The sequence below is a fragment of the Vibrio lentus genome, from assembly GCF_030409755.1.
GTDB lineage: Bacteria > Pseudomonadota > Gammaproteobacteria > Enterobacterales > Vibrionaceae > Vibrio > Vibrio lentus.
The window spans coordinates 83632-102373 of sequence record NZ_JAUFQE010000003.1; the positions used below are offsets into that span (position 1 = coordinate 83632).

An 18742-nucleotide genomic window follows, 5' to 3' on the forward strand; every position below is an offset into this window, starting at 1 on the left:
CCTTATGCAACGCAAATTGCCGCTAGCAGCAAAACTGAGCGGTGAGTGGAGGTTAAGGGGGAAGTGGAATTAAAAGAGGTGTGGTTACAAAATGATCCCAACACAAGCAAAGGAATTGCTAGCGGTTAACGTTCGTTCTTCGTGAATGATGACGCCATTTTCATCAATGTGAATGGATGTAATGCCCGCTTTAAATCGGTCTAACGCTACAATTTCTTCATTGGTTAAATGCTTGCCATGAGTTAGGCATTCCAGGCGGTTAAAGCTATATTCATCGGCGGCCATCGCTAGTTTCGAAGAATCAGAATGCTTCATGCACTCATTGCCATATAGCCAATCTTGAGCACACTCTATATTTGGCTCTAACTGGTAAGTCATATGGTGGGTGACGCTTGCAAAAGAATGGGACTGGCTTGTCCATTTGTAGCTTACTTGAAAACAATCAACCTCATCGGGAATGACGGCATACCAACCTCGACTTTTCGGCGAGGTCTCTAAATGCACAGACACGTAGCGTTTGTTTGGCCAAAAGCGCTTTGTTTTTAGATTGCCGTTTGGTTTCGCCCAGTCGGGGCCTATAAACTCAAAATGAATGTCTGTTACCTTGTTGCTGGTCAGCTCAGGTGTCAGAAATATTCTAGGCGTAAATTGAAGGTATCGCTCCTTGGGGTATTGAGGCAAATGGGTGTCGAGTTGGTGTTTAATGGCCGATTGGATCTCTGAGTGTGCTTGAGTGTAGCATTCTGACCATTCAAGACTTTTTGCCGCCTCAATGGGTGACATGCCCCGGGCATATAAATCGATATAGGGTGTCCAATCTATCTTGATGTATCGGTATGGGATTTTTTTGAGATGCGCTGCAAATGCCTTAAACCATTCTTTCCATTGGTCGTCATATTCGTTGGTCATTTTTCCGTTGAGATAATTAAGACCTTTGCGAGTAAAAGTTACGCACCTTTGATCATCGTTGAGTTCTAGGTAATTTTCTGAAATCAGTTGCTCTAATATGTCTCTGATTAGCATGCCAGAGTGTGGGTAGACATCCAAAGCGCGCTCTTTTGCTTGAGACTTGCTCAAGCTCATTCGCTTTTCTTTCATGTGCGCTAGATACTGAGTGTTGATAGGGTCTACTTGGTAATTTTTTGTTCTTGGCCACAGCCAATCTAAAAGGTCGCGGGCATAGGCCGTATTCGGTCCTAATTCTAACGTATAGGACGTTGGCGCTTTGGGTAGTGGTGGAAGCTCTTCTTTATTGCCATTCATGGCGTTTAACTCTTCGGTAGTTAAGTTTCTTAGTATGACATGGGTAAAGCCTTCAATATTGTCGATGTGCTCCCCCAAGCTGACTCTGACACTTTGGATGAAAGGAATGATGGATGCTTGGTTAAATAGAATGTTGTGGGTTGGCTCGTGGTGCGTGACTGCTTGCGCTTTTAAGTCGTCCCAGTCACCATAACCTACCGCTTGAGCGCAAATCGATAACCATGTGTTTTTTTCGGGGGCGTTGCCCTGAATGATTTCAGCGAAGGTAAGTTGATCGAATATAGTGTGTAATTGTTTCTTTAATATCGGTAGATGGTCAGAATTAAAGAGGGTCTTATTTGGCATGGTTAATCCTTGATGAATGAACGTAAAAAAGCCTTGCAATGGCAAGGCTTGGAATAGTGGGTGAGTGATTATTCGAGATGATGAGGCTCTATGGGGCGTTACGCTTTTCATCGATTTTCCTTTGAGGAATCTCATCAATGATAGGGCTTACGTGCGCTTATGGCGCACTATAACTAAATATCTAATCATGACTAAGATTGAGTCAGTGCACTTTTTAACACGATGGGGGCTAAGTACATGAAAGTCAGGCCTATCGAATTCAATAAACCAAATAACGAGTACTCCATGCTGATGCTCAGGAGTAAAGCGAATCCTGCAGAGGTGAGTACGATGTAGTGAGGAGTGTTGGGGCGTTTTTTAACAAAAAAACACGATGCGCTTCAAACTATACAGTGATAAAAAGCCAGTGGACGCGATGAAAAGTTGCGTCCACTGAAATTGACTCTCGGTGATCTTCATAAGACAAAGTGCAGAAAATAAGAGTGAGACGACCAAGGTCTCAAAGATTAATCTAGACAAACTCGGTAACATAAAAATACCTAATACATTTGGTTTGCAATGACCTATTTCCGGTGAGGTCATTGCTCTTCTTTAGATAGGTGAAGGCTCGGTGCGACGCTTTCGTAGTAGGTGCTTGGGCATAGGCCTCCTGCATAGGCTGTGACAATGTCACGCTACGTTTATTGAAAGAAGGCCAGATGTCTTTCATGACATCGAACTCCAAATCCAGCTTAGTGATGAGATCGACACCTGGCGTGCGTAAGTAACACAGCAAATCATCCAAAGCTTGGATCTCACTCGGCGAGACCACCGGCCTTGTGACCGTTTGATGGCCCAATGACACACCGTCACGCAGCGTGTTCGCGCCGTACGACACGTTTTCTTTAGAAATATCGACTTCTTGCTCCCCCAAGTCTTTGGAAGAGATTTGCGCCATTTGTGCTGATGGCGCACGAAAGAAAAAGCGCGTGTTCAACAAATCAAACATCTCATCGGCGGCGGTCTTCATCGGCTTCTAGCCCTAAAATGGCGTTGGACACGATAGCCAACCACATGGAGATGAGCGGTCGCAGTGACGCATGCTGCAGCGCTTCGTCTCGATGCTCATCATCAAGGCCGTCTAAAAAACGCATGCTTTTCATGTAGGTGGCCAAGACCGATTTGATGGGAATCGCGGTTTTCTTGATGTCCTTCGATGCCGGGCGGCGCCTCGGTGCCTTCCAGAAAATTACCTAACGCTTCAAGCTCACTGGTCAAAATTAAACTCAATAGGCGTGCGGTCGTCGCGGGTTTATTGTCCTGGCTCATGCGAAAGGCGGTGGATGAAAAAATGGTGCGCGCTGAGTCAACCCAAAACGGAACGCCATCACTGTGTTGTGGGATGAGGGCCGCGGCCAGGTTCTCAAAGTCGGGGGCGTCTTTCGCGTCGCACCACACGTCCCAATTCGCGCATCGAGCATCAACGGGTTTAATATAACGTCGGTCTCAGGGCGATTTAAATTACTGGTGAATACACAACCTTTGTCGTAAATAATGGCCTTGTCGCCACGCTCTCGTATCCATCGCACCAGTTTGCGGATCATCACTGATTTACTCGCGCCCGTGGTGCCATCAATGAGCAGATGTTGCACCTCAAACGATTGTTTGAGCAGCGCGTGGCCATCAATCTAGCGCGCTGATTTGCATCTTAGTTAAGACTTGTGGTTCAACTAGGCGAAAACCACGCACATGAAAGTCTTCACTCTGTTTCTCGCCTTGCTCTTTGAAAAAACGCTGCAGCAGATAAAAAATGAAGAATCCGACCAGCATCGAGACGAGGTAATAGACTTGGAAGTTTCGCCACTCCTCGGCGTGAATATCGAGAAGCACGACATTTTCAAGCTGAGGTAGCGCTCACCGTCCCACACTGTGGTCACCAAGTTGTCTAATAGCGTATAAATATTCCGCCAGTAATAGAACTCCCCCAAAAGGCGTGACGCGAGAGTGGCCAATAACATCCCAAAACCAATGAACTTGATGAGGGTGTTGTTGACTTGGAAGAACATTCGAATGGAATGGAAGATGACTTGGCCACCTCGGGTAAAATGATTGCTTTTCTTACGGGGACGCATCGTCGCTCCTTATTTAAGAGTTGGCGTTGAAGGTAAAGTGATGAAATGAACTATTCACTGCTATTCAAAGGAAAGGCGCGCTTACGCCATGATTTTCATTAGGGATTTGATACACTGTGCTACTGATTGGATAAACAGAGCGCTTTGATGAGTCAAAATTTAAAACACTACCTAGCTCTGAATGAGCTGGTTACCCATTCACTGCTGACGCTCTATTGCACTATGAGTCATCAAGGTGGGTTTTGGACGGTAAAGAAACGCAATGCCTTCTTGGTGAAATACCTCAAACCGAAAGTAAAGCAGGCTCAATTCTCTGTGTGCAAAAACGACCTAAAAACCATGCTCACTATTGGTCGCCAAACCAGAGGTAATCTTGAGCAAAAGTTGTGGACGGTCAATCAACTGAACCTTGAGTATCAGGCTCGATTGTCACAGGCGGATGAACTCTATCTCATGCTGACAGACCTCAATGAACAGTACCAATTTCCTTCCGAGCTCGACCATCCCGACAAAGCGAGAGAGGAGGAGACCTTGTATATGACCCAGTCAGAAATTGAAGAGGGGTTTGATAAAGACAATAACCAAATCAAACCCTTGGTCATGACAGTCAAAACGACGCGCCTCAAAGCGCTGATTGAGGCCGTGCAAGCCAAAGGTGTCTATCGCGTAGAAAACGAGTATGTGGATGAGCGTGAAGTGATTCACTTACTCTTGCATCGCATTTAAGTTCATCATCTACGGATGAGACGTTCGCCTGAACGTAAGTTGTGCGAATGTAACGCCAGTCATTGCCTTCCAGCATGTCCAATACCATACGTTCGTTGGGAGGATAGAGTCGGCTCGTATTCGGAAAGTGAACCTTCTGAATTTATTCCTTGTTCATTTCTATTAACACCCGAAACCCGTATTTAAAAAATCGAGTTAACACTAGGAGTCTCATTTGACCAATAGTAGAAACAAAAGAATCCCGTTTTTTTATCGCCTTGTTAAAGCTGTTCCACTTGAGCACCATGAGGTGCTCAAAGGTGATTACCTTAAAGTTCAAGAAGCACTAACAACACTCAAAAACACGTCCATCTCCAAAGTAAGTCATAAAACTAAAATGGAGGCGCTGGCATCCAAGTACACTGTAGCTCTCACTAAAAAGAAGTATCAACTAGAGTCTCAATCCAAGACAATAGAATCTATAGACTCTCAACTTAAAACATACATTGAGCTTGGTAAAAAATACGGCCTTGACCTAAAAGACTTAAACCAAAAGTTGGTCTCCAGTAGATACAAAGGTATTCCTGTCGTCCCTCCTCAACCATTGGAAAAAATTGACTTCTTGGAAGAAAAGATTGCAGCGTTCAAAAGAGACAAAGATAACATCAACGAAAAAGAGAAACTCAAAGATCCTGAAGAGCAAGAAATGATTTACATGAGTAAAGAACAAGAAGTCATGGTGTTCTGTAACAACCGTTCAGCATGCGTGGTTGCTGGCGCTGGCTCTGGTAAATCGACAACGCTAGTGCTAAGAGTGATTTTTTTGCATTATTACTTAGATATTCCCTTTGGTGAAATCACGGTATGTACTTTTACTAGAGAGTCTAGGAAAGACTTTATCAAAAAATTACTTTCTCGGTGTGAGCAGTGGGGCATCCGAAATTTTAATGAAATAAACGCAGAGTCAATTGTAAGAACGTTTCACTCTTTAGCTTATGAAACGAATAAATACTTAAACCCTTTTGAACAAGAAATTCTGTTCGATAAAGCTGAAGACGACGAAGAGCGGTACGATACTGACGATTTAGATATGTACCGCATCTCCAACGCTATGGAGTTGGCTAAAAAAGAAACTAATCACCCTAGCAAGACTGAGTTGATGCAAACAGAGCTAGCTAAAGAGCTCTATACAACGTCAGAAGAATTCCGAGAAAAGTTCAACAACCTTTACGTATACTCATTAAGGCTTAATAGAAAAACAACTAAAAAGCATTATTTTTCCAACAAATTTGAGTCACAACTCACCCAACATTGCCTCAATACATGGTTTAAAAATTACCCTTATGAAATTAAAAATATTTTGGATAAATTTTCAAAAAGTGGCTCCATTAAAGTCGAACGAAACACACAGCTGAACTACCACCTCTATTTGCCCAACATCAAACTTAAAGTTTTCTTAAGCCTTACGCCCGAACAATGTAAGGAAGAAACCATTTCCCCTGGTGACAAGAAAAAAATTAAAAACATCATAAAAGAACGGAACGCGCTGATAGCACGTCAAGTATCAACCAGCTATTGCACTGTAGATACACTATTTGAATTAAACACCCTTATTGCTCTTAACGAAAGCAAGCGCACTGAACAAATACCCTTATATAACTCTATTCCTAGTTTTAATTTTTGTTGTCAGGGCGATTTCCTTTCAACGACTCGAAGTGGGAGCAATCTGATACATAAGCAGTTTGAAAGTATTATCGACTTTTCTTACTCCATTGGGGTGCCCCTCTATACTTTTACAAAAGAGGGCATTGATAACTTATGTGGACAATCAAACTGCAACGCTATCGACTCTCAGTTTCTATGGCTAGCTTGGTCATTTCATAGAAACTGGAAAAAGAAATTGAACATGAGTGGGTACACAACTTTTAATGATGTTTTTTATGACTTCTCTGACCCTGATCATCCTGCATACAATAGCCGTGACACTCAACGGCTACTGAAATATAACCATTTACTAATAGATGAGTTTCAAGACATATCACCCAATATTATTGGATTTTTTAGGCAAATAAAGAGACACCTTTATTCTAATCAAACAAGACCGGGCGGTTCGCTCATTTGTATTGGGGATGACCTTCAATCAATTTATGGTTGGAGAGGGAGCTCTGCGCTGTACATTACGCATTTTGAGCGCTATTTCACAACAGACCATACTCATGAAAGCATATCACTAGAGGCAAACCATCGAAGCCACTCAACAATACTGACCAAAGGACAAACTTGCGCTGATAAAGTCAGAAATAAGTCCTCAAAAAGTTATAAAGTTTGTGCAAATGAAGAAAGACATGTAGACCCTGGATGTCATATTTATCCAGCCTACGAAGAAAGATTTTATTCGGATCTATACTCATACATCGACTACGAGCTTGCTGCTATCACTCTTGAAAAAGAGTTGGAGAAAAGAAAACCTACGAAAGATAAGCCGATTTACATTTTATATAGATCTTTCAATAACAAATATTCAAAAAAATCTTTGAAATGGAACGACTTAATTAAGAAAAATGCTGACAAAATTAAGGTAATCAAGTCTCTAACTATTCATGCTAGTAAGGGGCTTGAGGGGGACTGTGTCATCGTGTTAGGCAACATTCCCCCCTCCAAAACAAACCCTATCCGTGAAGGACTGTATTATCAATCCCCTGATATCTCATCTACTTACTATGAGATGCAAGTAGATGAGGGTCATCGACTTGCATATGTTGCAATTACTCGTGCTAAACAAGTTTTACACTGGTTTTTCCAGTCCAACAGTAGCAGTGATAACTTAGCTCATTATCTACTAAATGAATGAGATTTATTCCAATGGATGCGTGGGTGGTGCTGCTGTCACTCGCTCTATCTTTTGAGGTAATGGGTTGTCAGGGAACCGCTCAACATACAACAGCCAAAGAGCATGATCTGAGGCACTAAAAGATAACTCATCACGAAGGTGATTTTTCGTAAAATCTCCGACAGAGTATCTATCAAAGCAAAACGCTCTTCTAAACAGAAGAGCTTGTGCGTATGCACCTGGGTCATTGCTGGCAAGGCTACTCATTGCTTTCTTATCAATCGAGAGCATCCTCTCTGCCTTTGTTGCTATCTGAATGAGAAACTTCACCCACTCTTGAAGGTTCGGCGAGTTAAAGTTGTGGTCAATTTTCATGCGGTTAGCTAAGTTCCGACAATCACTTAGAGTCGACCAGTCTTGTAATTGTTTAACGATGTCATTTTCTATGCTCAAAAACTGATGAACATGTTCGACAAGTTCCTCTTTAGAACAGTCAAAAAGAAATGCTTTGAATTCGTCTTTCATCTTAAGGGTCATTGGAAAAGAGGGAGCCGGATAGAATTCATTATCCTCCTCTAAATAATTGTGGTCATACTTAGGCATAAGGCCTCCTTAAATTTCTCATCAAGTTCGCCATTACTCTTGAATCGTGATATTTCATCAAGATAAGAGCGCAGATTAAACAACCGCTGACGCACTGCGTTTGTCGGGCTCACTCAACCTCTACATGCAAGCATATAGCAGGTAGAGCAAACCAATATTTATCCAGAAAGGTTAAAATGGGGTGGGTACAGTCGCCCCGTATTTGGAAAGTGAAGCCATTGAATGTTCTGCTTATTCAGGGCTCTTACCCATAAGAGGGAACGTGCAGGGGATGTATTTTCGCTTCGATATGACCGTCTTTAAATATCGGAGAACAATAGAGTTTGATCGTTTTTATAACTCAGGAAAAAATTTCTTAAGCTCACGATGGAGATTAGCTGGGCAATTTCCAATTGCGATCCAATAGTCAACAATACCTTTGATTTTGCCGATATCTGCATGACCGTTGTCATGCATAATTTTCATTAACTCTAAAGTCGGAATAGACTTCACTTCAAACGCTTCAGCTAACTCAGCCATGTCTTGATCATCTGTCACCACAGGAATATCTAACTCTAGCGCATACGCAATGTAGAGGGCATCAACCTTTTAGCGTCTCTATAAGTAAGCACGAAATGTCGCCAGTCGTTCGTCGAGCATATCGAGAACAAAGAGTGGTTCAGGTTGTTTTAACATGTCAGGGCCGCATCGTATTTTTTCATCATAGGTTATTGTCTTCGATGATGGAGGGAGAAATTGAGTGGCTAGTATGATGACCATGTGTCGTGTTTGTTTGAGTAATCACGATGGTTTCAATTGTTGTGTTTTGTTGTGTCGTTGCCAGCGTCACTGTGCCAAAACCAAGATTTGGTAAACTATTATCCCATAAAAGAGAGCCTGAAAAGGGGCATAGCGCAAATACGCATCCGTTAGAGCCGCAAATCAACATACCTTTTTCTAGCAAGAGCGTAGTGGTTCCTAATGCCTGGTACTCTTTTCCTTGTGGCCGATTTCTCCACACTTCTTGTCCTGTTAATTGGTGAATGGCGATAATGTGACCATTGGTTGCGCAAAATAATAACTCTTTAAGGTATAACGTTTTCGCGGTTTCTTTCTCTTCTGCCTCGATGGGGGAGTGCAGGAAACAAGTAAATCCTTGCTGCGTCAGTTGACTTGCCTCCTCTTTTAATGTGCCATTTTCATTACTCAATAAAAGATATTCATTTTCTTTGTGTAGGAAAAGATAACGCATTAATACAAACTCCATACAGGCAGTTGATGTGCTTTAGGGATAGGTTGGTTGTAAGGGTATTTCATTTGCAGTCCGTATTGGGTTTTAGGGTTCATAATTACTTTCCATTGTTGAGGTGATTAACATCTTTGTTTAAATGCCCTCGACACCTAGTTTTTGATAAGTTGACCATTTAAGAGGGGATTTAAGTTCCTTAAAGCGCAATGGCTATTTATTCTACCATTTCTCCAGAGTCCATCTCGATATCTTGAGATATCGCCGACTCTTCAAGCTCTTGTTGCGCGCGCTCTTGATGGTCATTGTCTGATTTGAGCTTTTCCGACTCCTTGCTGGCTAACGCTTTGACTGTCTCACTTCGTTGTGCTTGTTGGATTTGGTCGGTTTCCAGCGTCATCTCTTCCGGCGTTTCAAATTGCTTGGCTTGGATTTCTGTGAGTGCGTTACGCTCTTCTTCGTTGAGGAGCATACCTGGGGCGACACACTCAAAGTAAATCGCTTTTTGATACGCCTTGGTCATGGCGGGCGATGGGGTGTAATCACGCTTAATAAAGGCCGGTGTCACATCTCGCATCTTATCAAAGTGCAAATCCAGTTGAGTGATAAAGCTGCTTCCTGGTACGCGAAGGTAACATTGCAAATCATCCATGGCTTGTATTTCACTGCTAGAGACAACAGGGCGGGTGACGGTTTGGTGACCAATCGATACCCCGTCACGCAACGCATTTGCACCGTAAGAAATGTGCTCTCTTGACACGTCCACCTCTTGCTCACCTAAATCTTTTGACGAGATTTGCGCCATTTGCGCGGAGGGGGCACGAAAGTAAAAACGGGAGTTGAGTAAGTCAAAAATGACGTCCGCGGTGTTTTTGCCGTAGGTTTTCACGAGCTGAGCATAAGACTGGAGACCAATCACATAACAGCCTCCAAACTTACGCACTTCGGCAATGATGGTGTCAAGCTCAGGCAGTTTATGCAGACTTGGCATTTCATCCATAATCACCCAGATACGGCGATCTTCATCGTCTTTGAGTCCCAAGATAGCGTTAGAAGCAATGGCAAGCCAAGTCGAAATCAAAGGACGCAGAGAGGCGTGTTGCTGCGCGTTACTGGATAAGAACAAAAAGCCTTTTTGTTTATCGTCTTGTACCCAATCGGTGATAGAAAACGGGTTGCGTTTGGGCTTTCCTTTCGCGTCTTTGTCATCCAATCCATCCAAAAATCGTAGGCTCTTGATGTAGGTGGCGAGCACCGACTTAATGGAGATGGCCGTCTTTTTGATGTCTTTCGAGACCAGGGATGCAGACTCTGTGCCTTGCAGGAAATTACCCAGGGTTTCAAGTTCAGACGTGAGTATCAGACTGAGCAGCCTTGCGGTCGAGCAGGGCTTGTCATCTTGGCTCATGCGATACGCCGCACTCGAAAAAATAGTCCGAGCGGAATCCACCCAGAACGGATCGCCTTCGCCATGTTGCGGGATAAGTGCGCTGGCTATATTTTCAAAGTCAGGGGCTTCTTTCGCATCACACCACACATCCCAATTGGCGCAGCGTTCATCGAAGGGATTGAGTAAGGTGTCTTGGGTAGGGTCAAAGAACTTACTGGTAAAGGTGCAGCCTTTATCATAAATAATGGCTTTATCTCCACGTTTACGTATCCAGCGTAATAGTTTACGAAGTATGACGGATTTACCTGCCCCTGTGGTGCCGTCGATGAGCATATGTTGAACTTCAAACTCATGTTTAAATAAGGCCTGCCCATCCACTTTGAAATCAGAAATCCGTCCGTTTCCTACGCCCTGTTTTTTGAGTTTCTTTGCCCGTTTTTTTAAATCGTTAGTGAGCACTTTGGGCTCTGCGTATTGAAAGCCTCGGACGTGAAAATCTTCACTTTGTTTTTCGCCTTGTCGTTTAAAGAAAGTCATGGCGAGCATTAAGATGGTGAAAGCAATACCGATGCCAATCAAAAAGTTGATTTGTATTTGGCGTATCACGTTATCGTAGAGATTGATGAGTTGGGTGTTGTCCAGTTGGGAAGCGAGCGTGCCAATGTAGCGTTTCCCGCTCCAGAAAGTCGTGACTTCGCTGTTAAGATCGTGTCCAAGGCTGGCATAGATATGATTGCGCCAATAGTAGAACACAGACCAAAAGGCGTTATCGGGCGCGCGTAGCCAGGTAAGAACGCCAGTGAGCGCTATCACCGACCAAATGGCGGCGTAGACTAAGGTATTGTTGACTTGAAAGAACATCCGAATGGAGTGAAAAGTAATTTGTCCGCCACGGGTAAAGTGGTTGCCGGACGCGCGTTTAGGTCTAGGCATCGTGGTTCCTTGAGAGTGAAATGGAGTACTTTTTAGATAATTACCTGCGTATGCAGATAAGCTGGCCAACAATTGAACGGTTGTTGGCTAATGGTATTGCTGTGTAGGGCTCTGATATGAAAAAATTTACGCATGTCACGGATGTTCACCTCTCCGACGGGGTGGGGAGTCTAGAGCCCCGAGATGTTGGCAAAACTTGGGTGGTTTTATTTCCTTGCGCTGATAATCGTCACGGTCTCGAACGTGGTCAGTGTTGTGCTCGAAACCTTCAAAGCAATCCTGATTACTATTTTTCAGAAGAAAAGCGAAATTGCTCTCTGTGTAATAGAGATGGTGAGCTTTATGTTGAGGATGGGCATCACCGGACAGTGATTGGTCGAGTGTTTTTGGAAACGAATGGCTTTGAGCCTATGATTAAAAATGTCCTCGTTGCTTATTGCGCTGGGCAGTGATCCATCGTATTCGTAATTTCCCTCGCCGGCTGATTTCAAGGCGATTTCAAGGCGATTTCATGGTAAATTTGTTAGAATGATAAAGTTCCTTATGACCTTCAACTTTTATGAATGACCAACTAACTCCAATCAACAAAGACCATTTAAAAAAACTTATCCGAGCAGAACTGGAACCGACATGGTTTGATAAACAATCAGTTAGCCCTGATATGTCTTGGGTGACTCCTGCTGTGTTTGAAATATTGTTTACTGAGTTGATAACTCATACGCGCGGTAATCAGTCTAAGGCTGCTAGGGTTTTAGGGATTAACAGAGGTAATTTCACCAAAAAGTTAGCTCAGATCACAACTCGTGAATTTGGATCGGATGAGAGCTTATAAGTATGTATCAGCCTATTGGTACCCTGACGAGGGTGCAGAGATTAACCAACCCCCATTACCTCTCAAGAAATCAATGGCGGTAATATACTCCAATTGCAAAGTAACCATCATTGGGCTCTTTTAGAAGTCAACGAATATACCCGCCTATTAGTGTCGCGATAAGTTTTATAACTGGCGCTTTTTACTTCAATTTGAAAACAATTATCGGCATTTTTAGGTGATTTCAAGCTATTTAGTACCAGGAGCATAAACTCAACCTACGAAGGTTTTAGACAGGTCACGTCCAAACTTTGTGGATAACTGCTTATAATTTGTTATAAAAACATAATGTTAGGTTGGAATTTAACGAAGCAAGCAAAACGGAAGGCCAAATCAACCATGGAAAAGATAATTCACTACGATATTCAAAAGGTTAAAGTTAGAAGCGATAAAGAAAGCACTCGACTGACCAGCCAATGGGATCAGGTTCTACAAATCTGTCGTGACAAACCACTCGGAGAGATCGCGAGAACAAGATTAGCGTTTAACCTTGTCGATTACATCACAAGTGAAGATCTACCTTTTCGCTTATTCATCACCCGCGCACCACAAGCTATGGCCACCATAGGCGAGGAAACACGAGTGTATAAAGAGCATCGAGTTATTAATGGTAAACAAAGCGGAATGATTTACGCTAAAAGCGAACAAATGTTACCAAGAGAAATCCACTATACGAATGAGTTTGTGGCAACCCGCTACGTTGCTGGGACAAAAACACCACTCTCTGCCACCTCCCTCGTTGGTTGCCTCAAGGCTGGAGATGTCATAACACCACTCGATGGCATCTTGTTTTTAGGCTGCAAACGAATAGCCAGTGATATAGCACGTCTTAAAAAAATCGAACCCACCATGAATATCGCAATGAAACGTATCGAAGTATCAGACAACTTCACAGGCACAACAAGAAAGATGGCAAGTTACGAATGAATAACGAGGCGTAAACGATTGCCGTATGCATTAACATGACAGATATAACTGAAACTAATCTTTGGACAGAACCTTCTTAGCCGCTTCGGACGAAATCTACCCATCAGAGAGCTTTCCGTCTCCCAAACAGCAGAGCGGCACCACTCCAGATGATGCCGCTCATGCACGAAAATGGACAATTTCTTCCATGTTCAATTTGTTTTTCTGAAAACTATTTATCCAACGTAATGCATTTATATGAATCGAATTATGCATGTAAATACATTTGTTAGTAAAACCTATATGTGTGATGAACTAAAATGCTTCCACGCACATCTTGCAGCATTCGAAGAGAAGCTACCGCTTCTTTTAGCTATACAAATTCGACGAGGATGTTCTGGCATGAGCGGTATTGCACTGACATTAGGGTGAGATTCTGGAACGGCTAACTCAGCAACAATAGAGACCCCCAAGCCTGCTCGAACTAAGGCGAGTATTGAGGTCAATTGAACCGCTGTGTGTTTTACCTTTAAGTGGACATTTGAACTGGAAAACCACTCTTTTATCAATGCTTCGCTCCCCCCTTTTGTTAAGATAAAATCCCTGTTCAGAATACACTCGACTGATAGTGCTGACTTTTTAGACAGAGGATCATCTTCATGAACCAAAGCTACCAAGCGGTCAGTAGTCACCGGAATAATGTCTAGGTCTGGATGTTCTTTGTCCACAATAACAGCAAAGTCTACTCGCCCCTCTCTTAAGGCTGATAAGGCTTCGTCGTCAGTGTATTCATAAACCTCAACTCTGATTAGAGGCTGTTTCTGGCCAATTGTATGTATGAATTTGGGCAAAATATGTGTAGATGCAGAAGCTCCAAATGATGCAATTCTTATAAGGCCAGCACCATCCTTTTTTATTGGCTCCTCAAAACCACCGCCTAGGGCGGTGGTGATTGTTCCTCTAGGCTATAGCCTGAAGAAGTGCCCATGTTAGAAGTAACCTCTTATTCACCACAAGTAAGAGGAAACAACCACATGGGCGATTACAGAAGTTCATCACATGTCTATTGGCGTTGCAAATACCATATAGTTTGGACTCCAAAGTATAGATATAAGATTTTGAAAGATAAGGTTGGAAAGGAGCTTTATCGTTCAATTTATATTTTGTGCAATATGAAAGACTGCGAGGTTTTAGAGTTAAATGTTCAACCAGATCATGTTCATCTTGTTGTCATTATTCCTCCCAAGTTGTCGATCTCGAGTTTGTTAGGAGTTTTAAAGGGCCGGACAGCAATTAGACTTTTCAATAAATTTCCACATATACGTAAGAAACTATGGGGAAATCACTTTTGGGCTAGAGGGTATTTTGTAGATACGGTCGGTGTGAATGAAGAAGTCATTCGACGATATGTCCGACACCAAGATAAACAGGACATAGAGTATGAACAACAACTGCAGTTATTGAAGAACTGATAGCGTGGACGCCCCCTTCTAGGGGGTTATAAAGCAAAACCGCCTTCTAAGAAGGCGGATATTTTTTTAGTCTAAGGTGCTGTAATAACATTTCTTCCTGCTGTTGTTGATGCCTAGCATACTCTGCAATTAGCTTCCCTTCCGTTGTCAAAAGAAGAGGGCGACTGTCTCTTCTAAGCAATTCAATACCAATTTGTTGCTCTGCACGTCGAAGAGCTTTGCTTGCAGCAGGTTGACTGACTCCTAATATCGAAGCTGCATCGGTGATACTACCCATTTCCAGCAGTTGCAAGAGAAGCTTGGGTACCAAGGTTGGAATGCTATCCAATTTATCAATCACGTTAACATAACCTCAGGTTATTTTGATATTCCTTAGTATGCTATCAGACTGTCTCCTCCTAAGGAAACTTAGGTTAAGGGGATTACTCAACAACTTAGTTAACATGTCATAAGGAGAAATCAAATGACCATTGAAACATGGCTAGTTTTCATTGCGGCTTCACTCACTTTAACAATGACACCGGGGCCTAGTATTTTGTTGGGTGTACTTCACTCGATTAAATATGGTGCAAGGAAAACGATTTTCACTGCGCTTGGTGACATATCTGCCAACTTCATACAGATGATTGTTGTTGCGATTGGCTTGGGTGTTGCAGTTTCTAGCTCTGAAGCAGCTTTCAACACTATCAAGTGGTTTGGAGTAGTAACATTATTGTATATGGGAGTAAAAATGTTCTTTGATAGCATTAAGCTAGAGTTATCAGCCCCAAACTCCTCACCAGAGTCTATTGCTGCTCATAAACTTTATTTGAGTGGTTTCTTCGTTGCCGCAGGCAATCCCAAAGCCATAGTGTTCTTTACCGCATTTTTTCCTCAGTTTATTGATACTACTAAACCTTTGTTACCACAGATGATGGTAATGTGTCCTACAATGGCTGTATTAGATTTTTCATGGGTTATGCTGTATGCAGTTACTGCTAAGAAGTTTCTCTATTTTATACAGGGCCGCCCATCATGTATGAATAGGCTTGGGGGCATAGCCCTTTTAGGTGCAGCGGTTTTACTAGCTATCACTGGCCGCAACCCAATTTAATAGTAGTCTAACTAAGCTAGGATTTTGATATTTGTATAAAAATGCATAAACCACTAACCAGGAAGAGGGGTTGACTCTGAACAATTTTGGGAGAAAGCTTCCACCGTGTTTTGTCTTCCATTCGTAAAGGTAGTGCTGATAAGTCAGGGGCAGAATTTATCGGTACCAAATCAATCTGGCAAACTTTGGGGCACTTTCTAGTTAGAAAATGCCACGGGTAAAAATTCAACCTGAGAGGTTTTTGTCGAGTAGACGACACTTGTTACCAAGTGCCGCCCCTCTAAGAACCGTACGTGCAACTTTCACTGCATACGGCTCAAGCCTCCACTAAGGCATCATTGATACCCAGCAACTTATAACGCAGTCGGGACAGGTTCTTTCCAAGAGTTGCGGGCTAGCCTTTTGGGTTTTCTCTTCGCCAAGTATTCTTGGTATTGAGGATCAAAAGGGGTCGCTGCACTCCTGATTTTTACGTGTCGCTCGATGGGCACTTTCGCTATTTGGAACAGATTGAAGTGACAGTCCATGTTCATGATTTTCTGCCAACCGTGAAATTGCCACTGGCCTTTACGATTAAGAAAATACTTGTGAACAATCCAGTCTTTGGACTTAGTTGGATGACGTCTAACTGCCCAGTGCCATAGCGCTTGGAATACTTTGTGGCCGACATACCCGAATACTTGTTTGGCAACACAGTGGCGATAGTAACTCGCCCATCCTCTGAGTTTCGGATTTATCAATTTGATAAGGTCATTAACAGGGATGGTTGCGTGCTTTTTAATGAGTTCTCTTAGATTTCTCAAGAATAACAACGTGTTGGATTTACTCGGTTTAATGAGCAATTTCCCTTTGTACTTCCTATGATTGAAGCCCAGAAAGTCAAAGCCATCATCAATATGAGTGATCTTCGTTTTCTCTTCGGAGAGGGTTAACCCTCTTTCTGCCAGAAAGTCAGCAATCAACGGTTTGATATCATTCACTAGCACCTCCTTTGAAGAGCAGGTGACCACGAAATCATCCGCGTAACCGATAAAGTTGGCCCTAGCACCCTTTTTCAGGGCTGTAGATTTTATTTGTTGCTCTATTCCCGCGAGAGTTATTAGCATCAAAGTTGGAGAGATTATTCCACCTTGAGGTGTACCCTCATCGGTATCGTAGAACAGTCCCTTATCCACATAGCCAGACTTTAACCATTGCTCTAACATACGTTTATCTACCGTGATATTGTTCATAAGCCATTCATGCCCGATTTTGTCGAAGCAAGCTTTAATATCTCCCTCAAGAACCCATTTCGCTGATCGCTTTAGAGCCAAACATTTGAAGCACTGACTGACCGCGTCAGCCGTGCTGCGATTTGGCCTAAACCCATAGCTATTGAGGTCGGCAAACGTTTCGGACACAGGCTCTAATGCAAGAAGGTATAGAGCTTGTTGCGCTCTATCAATCATGCATGGAATGCCTAATGGCCTGAGCTTACCGTTCTTTTTGGGAATGTAGATACGTTTGAGTGGTTTTGCAGAGTAAGCCTTGCGACTCAGTTGATTGACTGCTTTCATACGGCGTGCATCTGTGTTCCAGATAACACCGTCTATTCCAGACGTTTTACTGCCTTTATTCTGAGAGACTCGTTTAACCGCAAGAAGCTTGGCTGAACGAGAATGAGTCAAGAGCCACTGTAAAGACTTCACCTTACCGTATTTCTTTTCTCTAGTTGCTTTTGCGATACGCATTTGAAGCTTTAATACGTGCGCTTCAACGGATTTCCAGTCGATGGACTGCCATTGAGCGCCGTCAGAAGATGCACTAATCTCTTTCGAGACCATCATTTGCTTTTCTCCTTGAATAAAGTTCTTCAAATTCTCTCGCAATGGGAGACCAGTCGGAAGTGGGCTCACTTTCGTGATCAGACATAAGTCTGTATCTGCATCATTACAATGTAGCTTTCGCTTTTTCCGACCTCCTATACCTGCATCACTATCGGCCACAAAGGCTTTCCCAAAGGGAGTGATACAGGCTTACCCTGTTCCGTATGTCGCGCAATGTCAGGTTAGATGCCCACTATAGTGCGGAGAGTGCGGCGACCACGAAAAAGTACTGTCCAACCTCTTTCCAACTCTCATTGCCTTTTGGCCACAGCGTATTAACCACTTCCGCTGCTTCATCATATAACGCACCTTGAATGGATTCACATACGTTCATCATACTGACTCCCTAGCACTTACCTGAATTGTGGTTTTCAGGAGGAACGTCCTCTCACGATTCTTTTCCCACTCAGCCCAACGGCCAAGTTTCGTTACATTGTCCGAGCCGCTGCTTTATTCAGGCTCGTAGGTTCATCTGGTGATACAGACGGTTCACTCGTTAAGCGGTGAACAACGCTTCATACGACTTCAGGTCGCACGGACAAAAATGAGTCAGTGAGTTTTCTATTTTAGCTATCCTGGAATAACTTTTCGTATCCCAAAACCTCAAAGAGCACCACCGTTATCAGCGGTGGTCGATTTGCGCGGGACTGGACAATGACCATGCTGTAACGACCTAACTGCATATGAAGGCAACAGTTAGAACGCGTTCACGGTTATTAGAAATAACCTCTATGATTTCCTTTGACGAATCCACTTCCACAGAGCTACCAGCCCCTTGATAAGAATGTAAGAAACACTTGCTTTAGCTTGTTCCTGACTAACTTGGGAAAAATTACGGTTATACTTTTCTACAGCCTCTTGTGCACTATCAGCAACAACTGGGGCTCCATCTAGTTCAAACTGCTGATCGACCAACGCTTGCTTATCAATGGTGTAATCTTTTGAATCCACCTCTAAATACGTAAAGTCTGTTATTTGATTATGTGGATAAGTAAAGAACTGGTATCTAGGCATAGAACCTCCGATGTTTACGAACAATCTTTTATTGACAATTTGATATATATCAGCGTGTTAACTCAGCACCATAATATTTAAGCCTTCGGATATTCGTCAAGTGAATTAATTGAGAA

At 43.0% G+C, this 18742-nt stretch carries 15 protein-coding genes and 3 pseudogenes; 7 read left to right on the forward strand and 11 right to left on the reverse strand.

What is annotated here, in order from left to right:
• Window positions 1-84 precede the first annotated feature (84 nt).
• Both QWZ07_RS25695 and QWZ07_RS25700 read right to left on the reverse strand, forming a co-directional pair.
• The gene (locus tag QWZ07_RS25695; RefSeq protein ID WP_225998592.1) at window positions 85-1719 is read right to left on the reverse strand and encodes a hypothetical protein; all 1635 of its coding nucleotides are present in this window, start codon (window positions 1717-1719) and stop codon (window positions 85-87) included.
• A gap of 470 nt (window positions 1720-2189) precedes the next feature.
• Window positions 2190-3719: pseudogene (locus QWZ07_RS25700) on the reverse strand (type IV secretion system DNA-binding domain-containing protein); the annotation flags it as partial.
• A 147-nt stretch (window positions 3720-3866) separates the two neighbouring features.
• Here QWZ07_RS25700 and QWZ07_RS25705 point away from each other — a divergent pair.
• Together QWZ07_RS25705 and QWZ07_RS25710 are read left to right on the forward strand one after the other, a co-directional pair.
• Window positions 3867-4445 carry a DUF2913 family protein gene (locus QWZ07_RS25705; RefSeq protein WP_192854434.1) on the forward strand — a complete coding sequence of 193 codons (579 nt, stop codon included), beginning with the start codon at window positions 3867-3869 and terminating at the stop codon, window positions 4443-4445.
• Window positions 4446-4659: 214 nt separating this feature from the next.
• Window positions 4660-7275, forward strand: a complete 2616-nt coding sequence (locus tag QWZ07_RS25710) for a UvrD-helicase domain-containing protein (RefSeq protein WP_192854436.1) — start codon at window positions 4660-4662, stop codon at window positions 7273-7275.
• Window positions 7276-7278: 3 nt separating this feature from the next.
• Here QWZ07_RS25710 and QWZ07_RS25715 read toward each other — a convergent pair whose 3' ends face one another.
• The 4 genes from QWZ07_RS25715 to traD form a co-directional block, all read right to left on the reverse strand.
• Window positions 7279-7857, reverse strand: a complete 579-nt coding sequence (locus tag QWZ07_RS25715; RefSeq protein WP_048660756.1) for a hypothetical protein — start codon at window positions 7855-7857, stop codon at window positions 7279-7281.
• A gap of 333 nt (window positions 7858-8190) precedes the next feature.
• Window positions 8191-8376, reverse strand: a complete 186-nt coding sequence (locus QWZ07_RS25720; protein WP_192854438.1) for a hypothetical protein — start codon at window positions 8374-8376, stop codon at window positions 8191-8193.
• Between the two features lie 181 nt (window positions 8377-8557).
• A complete protein-coding gene (locus QWZ07_RS25725) occupies window positions 8558-9088 on the reverse strand; it encodes a hypothetical protein (RefSeq protein WP_192854440.1) in 531 nt (176 codons plus the stop codon).
• Between the two features lie 211 nt (window positions 9089-9299).
• Complete coding sequence (traD, locus tag QWZ07_RS25730; protein WP_192854442.1) at window positions 9300-11405, reverse strand: type IV conjugative transfer system coupling protein TraD; 2106 nt, start codon at window positions 11403-11405, stop codon at window positions 9300-9302.
• Between the two features lie 116 nt (window positions 11406-11521).
• Here traD and QWZ07_RS25735 point away from each other — a divergent pair, with 116 nt between their 5' ends.
• From QWZ07_RS25735 to QWZ07_RS25745, 3 genes are all read left to right on the forward strand, one after another.
• A complete protein-coding gene (locus QWZ07_RS25735; protein WP_225998593.1) occupies window positions 11522-11857 on the forward strand; it encodes a hypothetical protein in 336 nt (111 codons plus the stop codon).
• A 107-nt stretch (window positions 11858-11964) separates the two neighbouring features.
• Window positions 11965-12237: a helix-turn-helix domain-containing protein gene (locus QWZ07_RS25740; protein WP_192854444.1), complete on the forward strand. Its 273-nt coding sequence runs from the start codon at window positions 11965-11967 to the stop codon at window positions 12235-12237.
• Between the two features lie 378 nt (window positions 12238-12615).
• Window positions 12616-13203 carry an ECs1377 family protein gene (locus QWZ07_RS25745; RefSeq protein ID WP_225998594.1) on the forward strand — a complete coding sequence of 196 codons (588 nt, stop codon included), beginning with the start codon at window positions 12616-12618 and terminating at the stop codon, window positions 13201-13203.
• Between the two features lie 278 nt (window positions 13204-13481).
• On the opposite strand, the pseudogene QWZ07_RS25750 reads toward QWZ07_RS25745, so the two are convergent.
• A pseudogene (locus QWZ07_RS25750) lies at window positions 13482-14099 on the reverse strand (LysR family transcriptional regulator substrate-binding protein); the annotation flags it as partial.
• A gap of 117 nt (window positions 14100-14216) precedes the next feature.
• Between QWZ07_RS25750 and tnpA the strand changes: the two are divergent.
• Window positions 14217-14654: an IS200/IS605 family transposase gene (gene tnpA, locus QWZ07_RS25755; RefSeq protein ID WP_192854770.1), complete on the forward strand. Its 438-nt coding sequence runs from the start codon at window positions 14217-14219 to the stop codon at window positions 14652-14654.
• Between the two features lie 67 nt (window positions 14655-14721).
• Here the strand turns inward: tnpA and QWZ07_RS25760 are convergent.
• A pseudogene (locus QWZ07_RS25760) lies at window positions 14722-14994 on the reverse strand (LysR family transcriptional regulator); the annotation flags it as partial.
• A 123-nt stretch (window positions 14995-15117) separates the two neighbouring features.
• On the opposite strand from QWZ07_RS25760, the gene QWZ07_RS25765 reads away from it, so the two are divergent.
• A complete protein-coding gene (locus QWZ07_RS25765; protein WP_192854753.1) occupies window positions 15118-15747 on the forward strand; it encodes a LysE family translocator in 630 nt (209 codons plus the stop codon).
• Window positions 15748-16100: 353 nt separating this feature from the next.
• Here QWZ07_RS25765 and ltrA read toward each other — a convergent pair whose 3' ends face one another.
• The 3 genes from ltrA to QWZ07_RS25780 all read right to left on the reverse strand — a co-directional run bounded on the left by ltrA (window position 16101) and on the right by QWZ07_RS25780 (window position 18626).
• Window positions 16101-17573: a group II intron reverse transcriptase/maturase gene (gene ltrA, locus QWZ07_RS25770; RefSeq protein WP_192854744.1), complete on the reverse strand. Its 1473-nt coding sequence runs from the start codon at window positions 17571-17573 to the stop codon at window positions 16101-16103.
• 232 nt (window positions 17574-17805) lie between these two features.
• On the reverse strand, window positions 17806-17949 hold the full coding sequence (locus tag QWZ07_RS25775; protein ID WP_192854745.1) for a hypothetical protein: 144 nt from the start codon (window positions 17947-17949) through the stop codon (window positions 17806-17808).
• A gap of 392 nt (window positions 17950-18341) precedes the next feature.
• A complete protein-coding gene (locus QWZ07_RS25780; RefSeq protein WP_192854683.1) occupies window positions 18342-18626 on the reverse strand; it encodes a hypothetical protein in 285 nt (94 codons plus the stop codon).
• Between the last annotated feature and the right edge of the window lie 116 nt (window positions 18627-18742).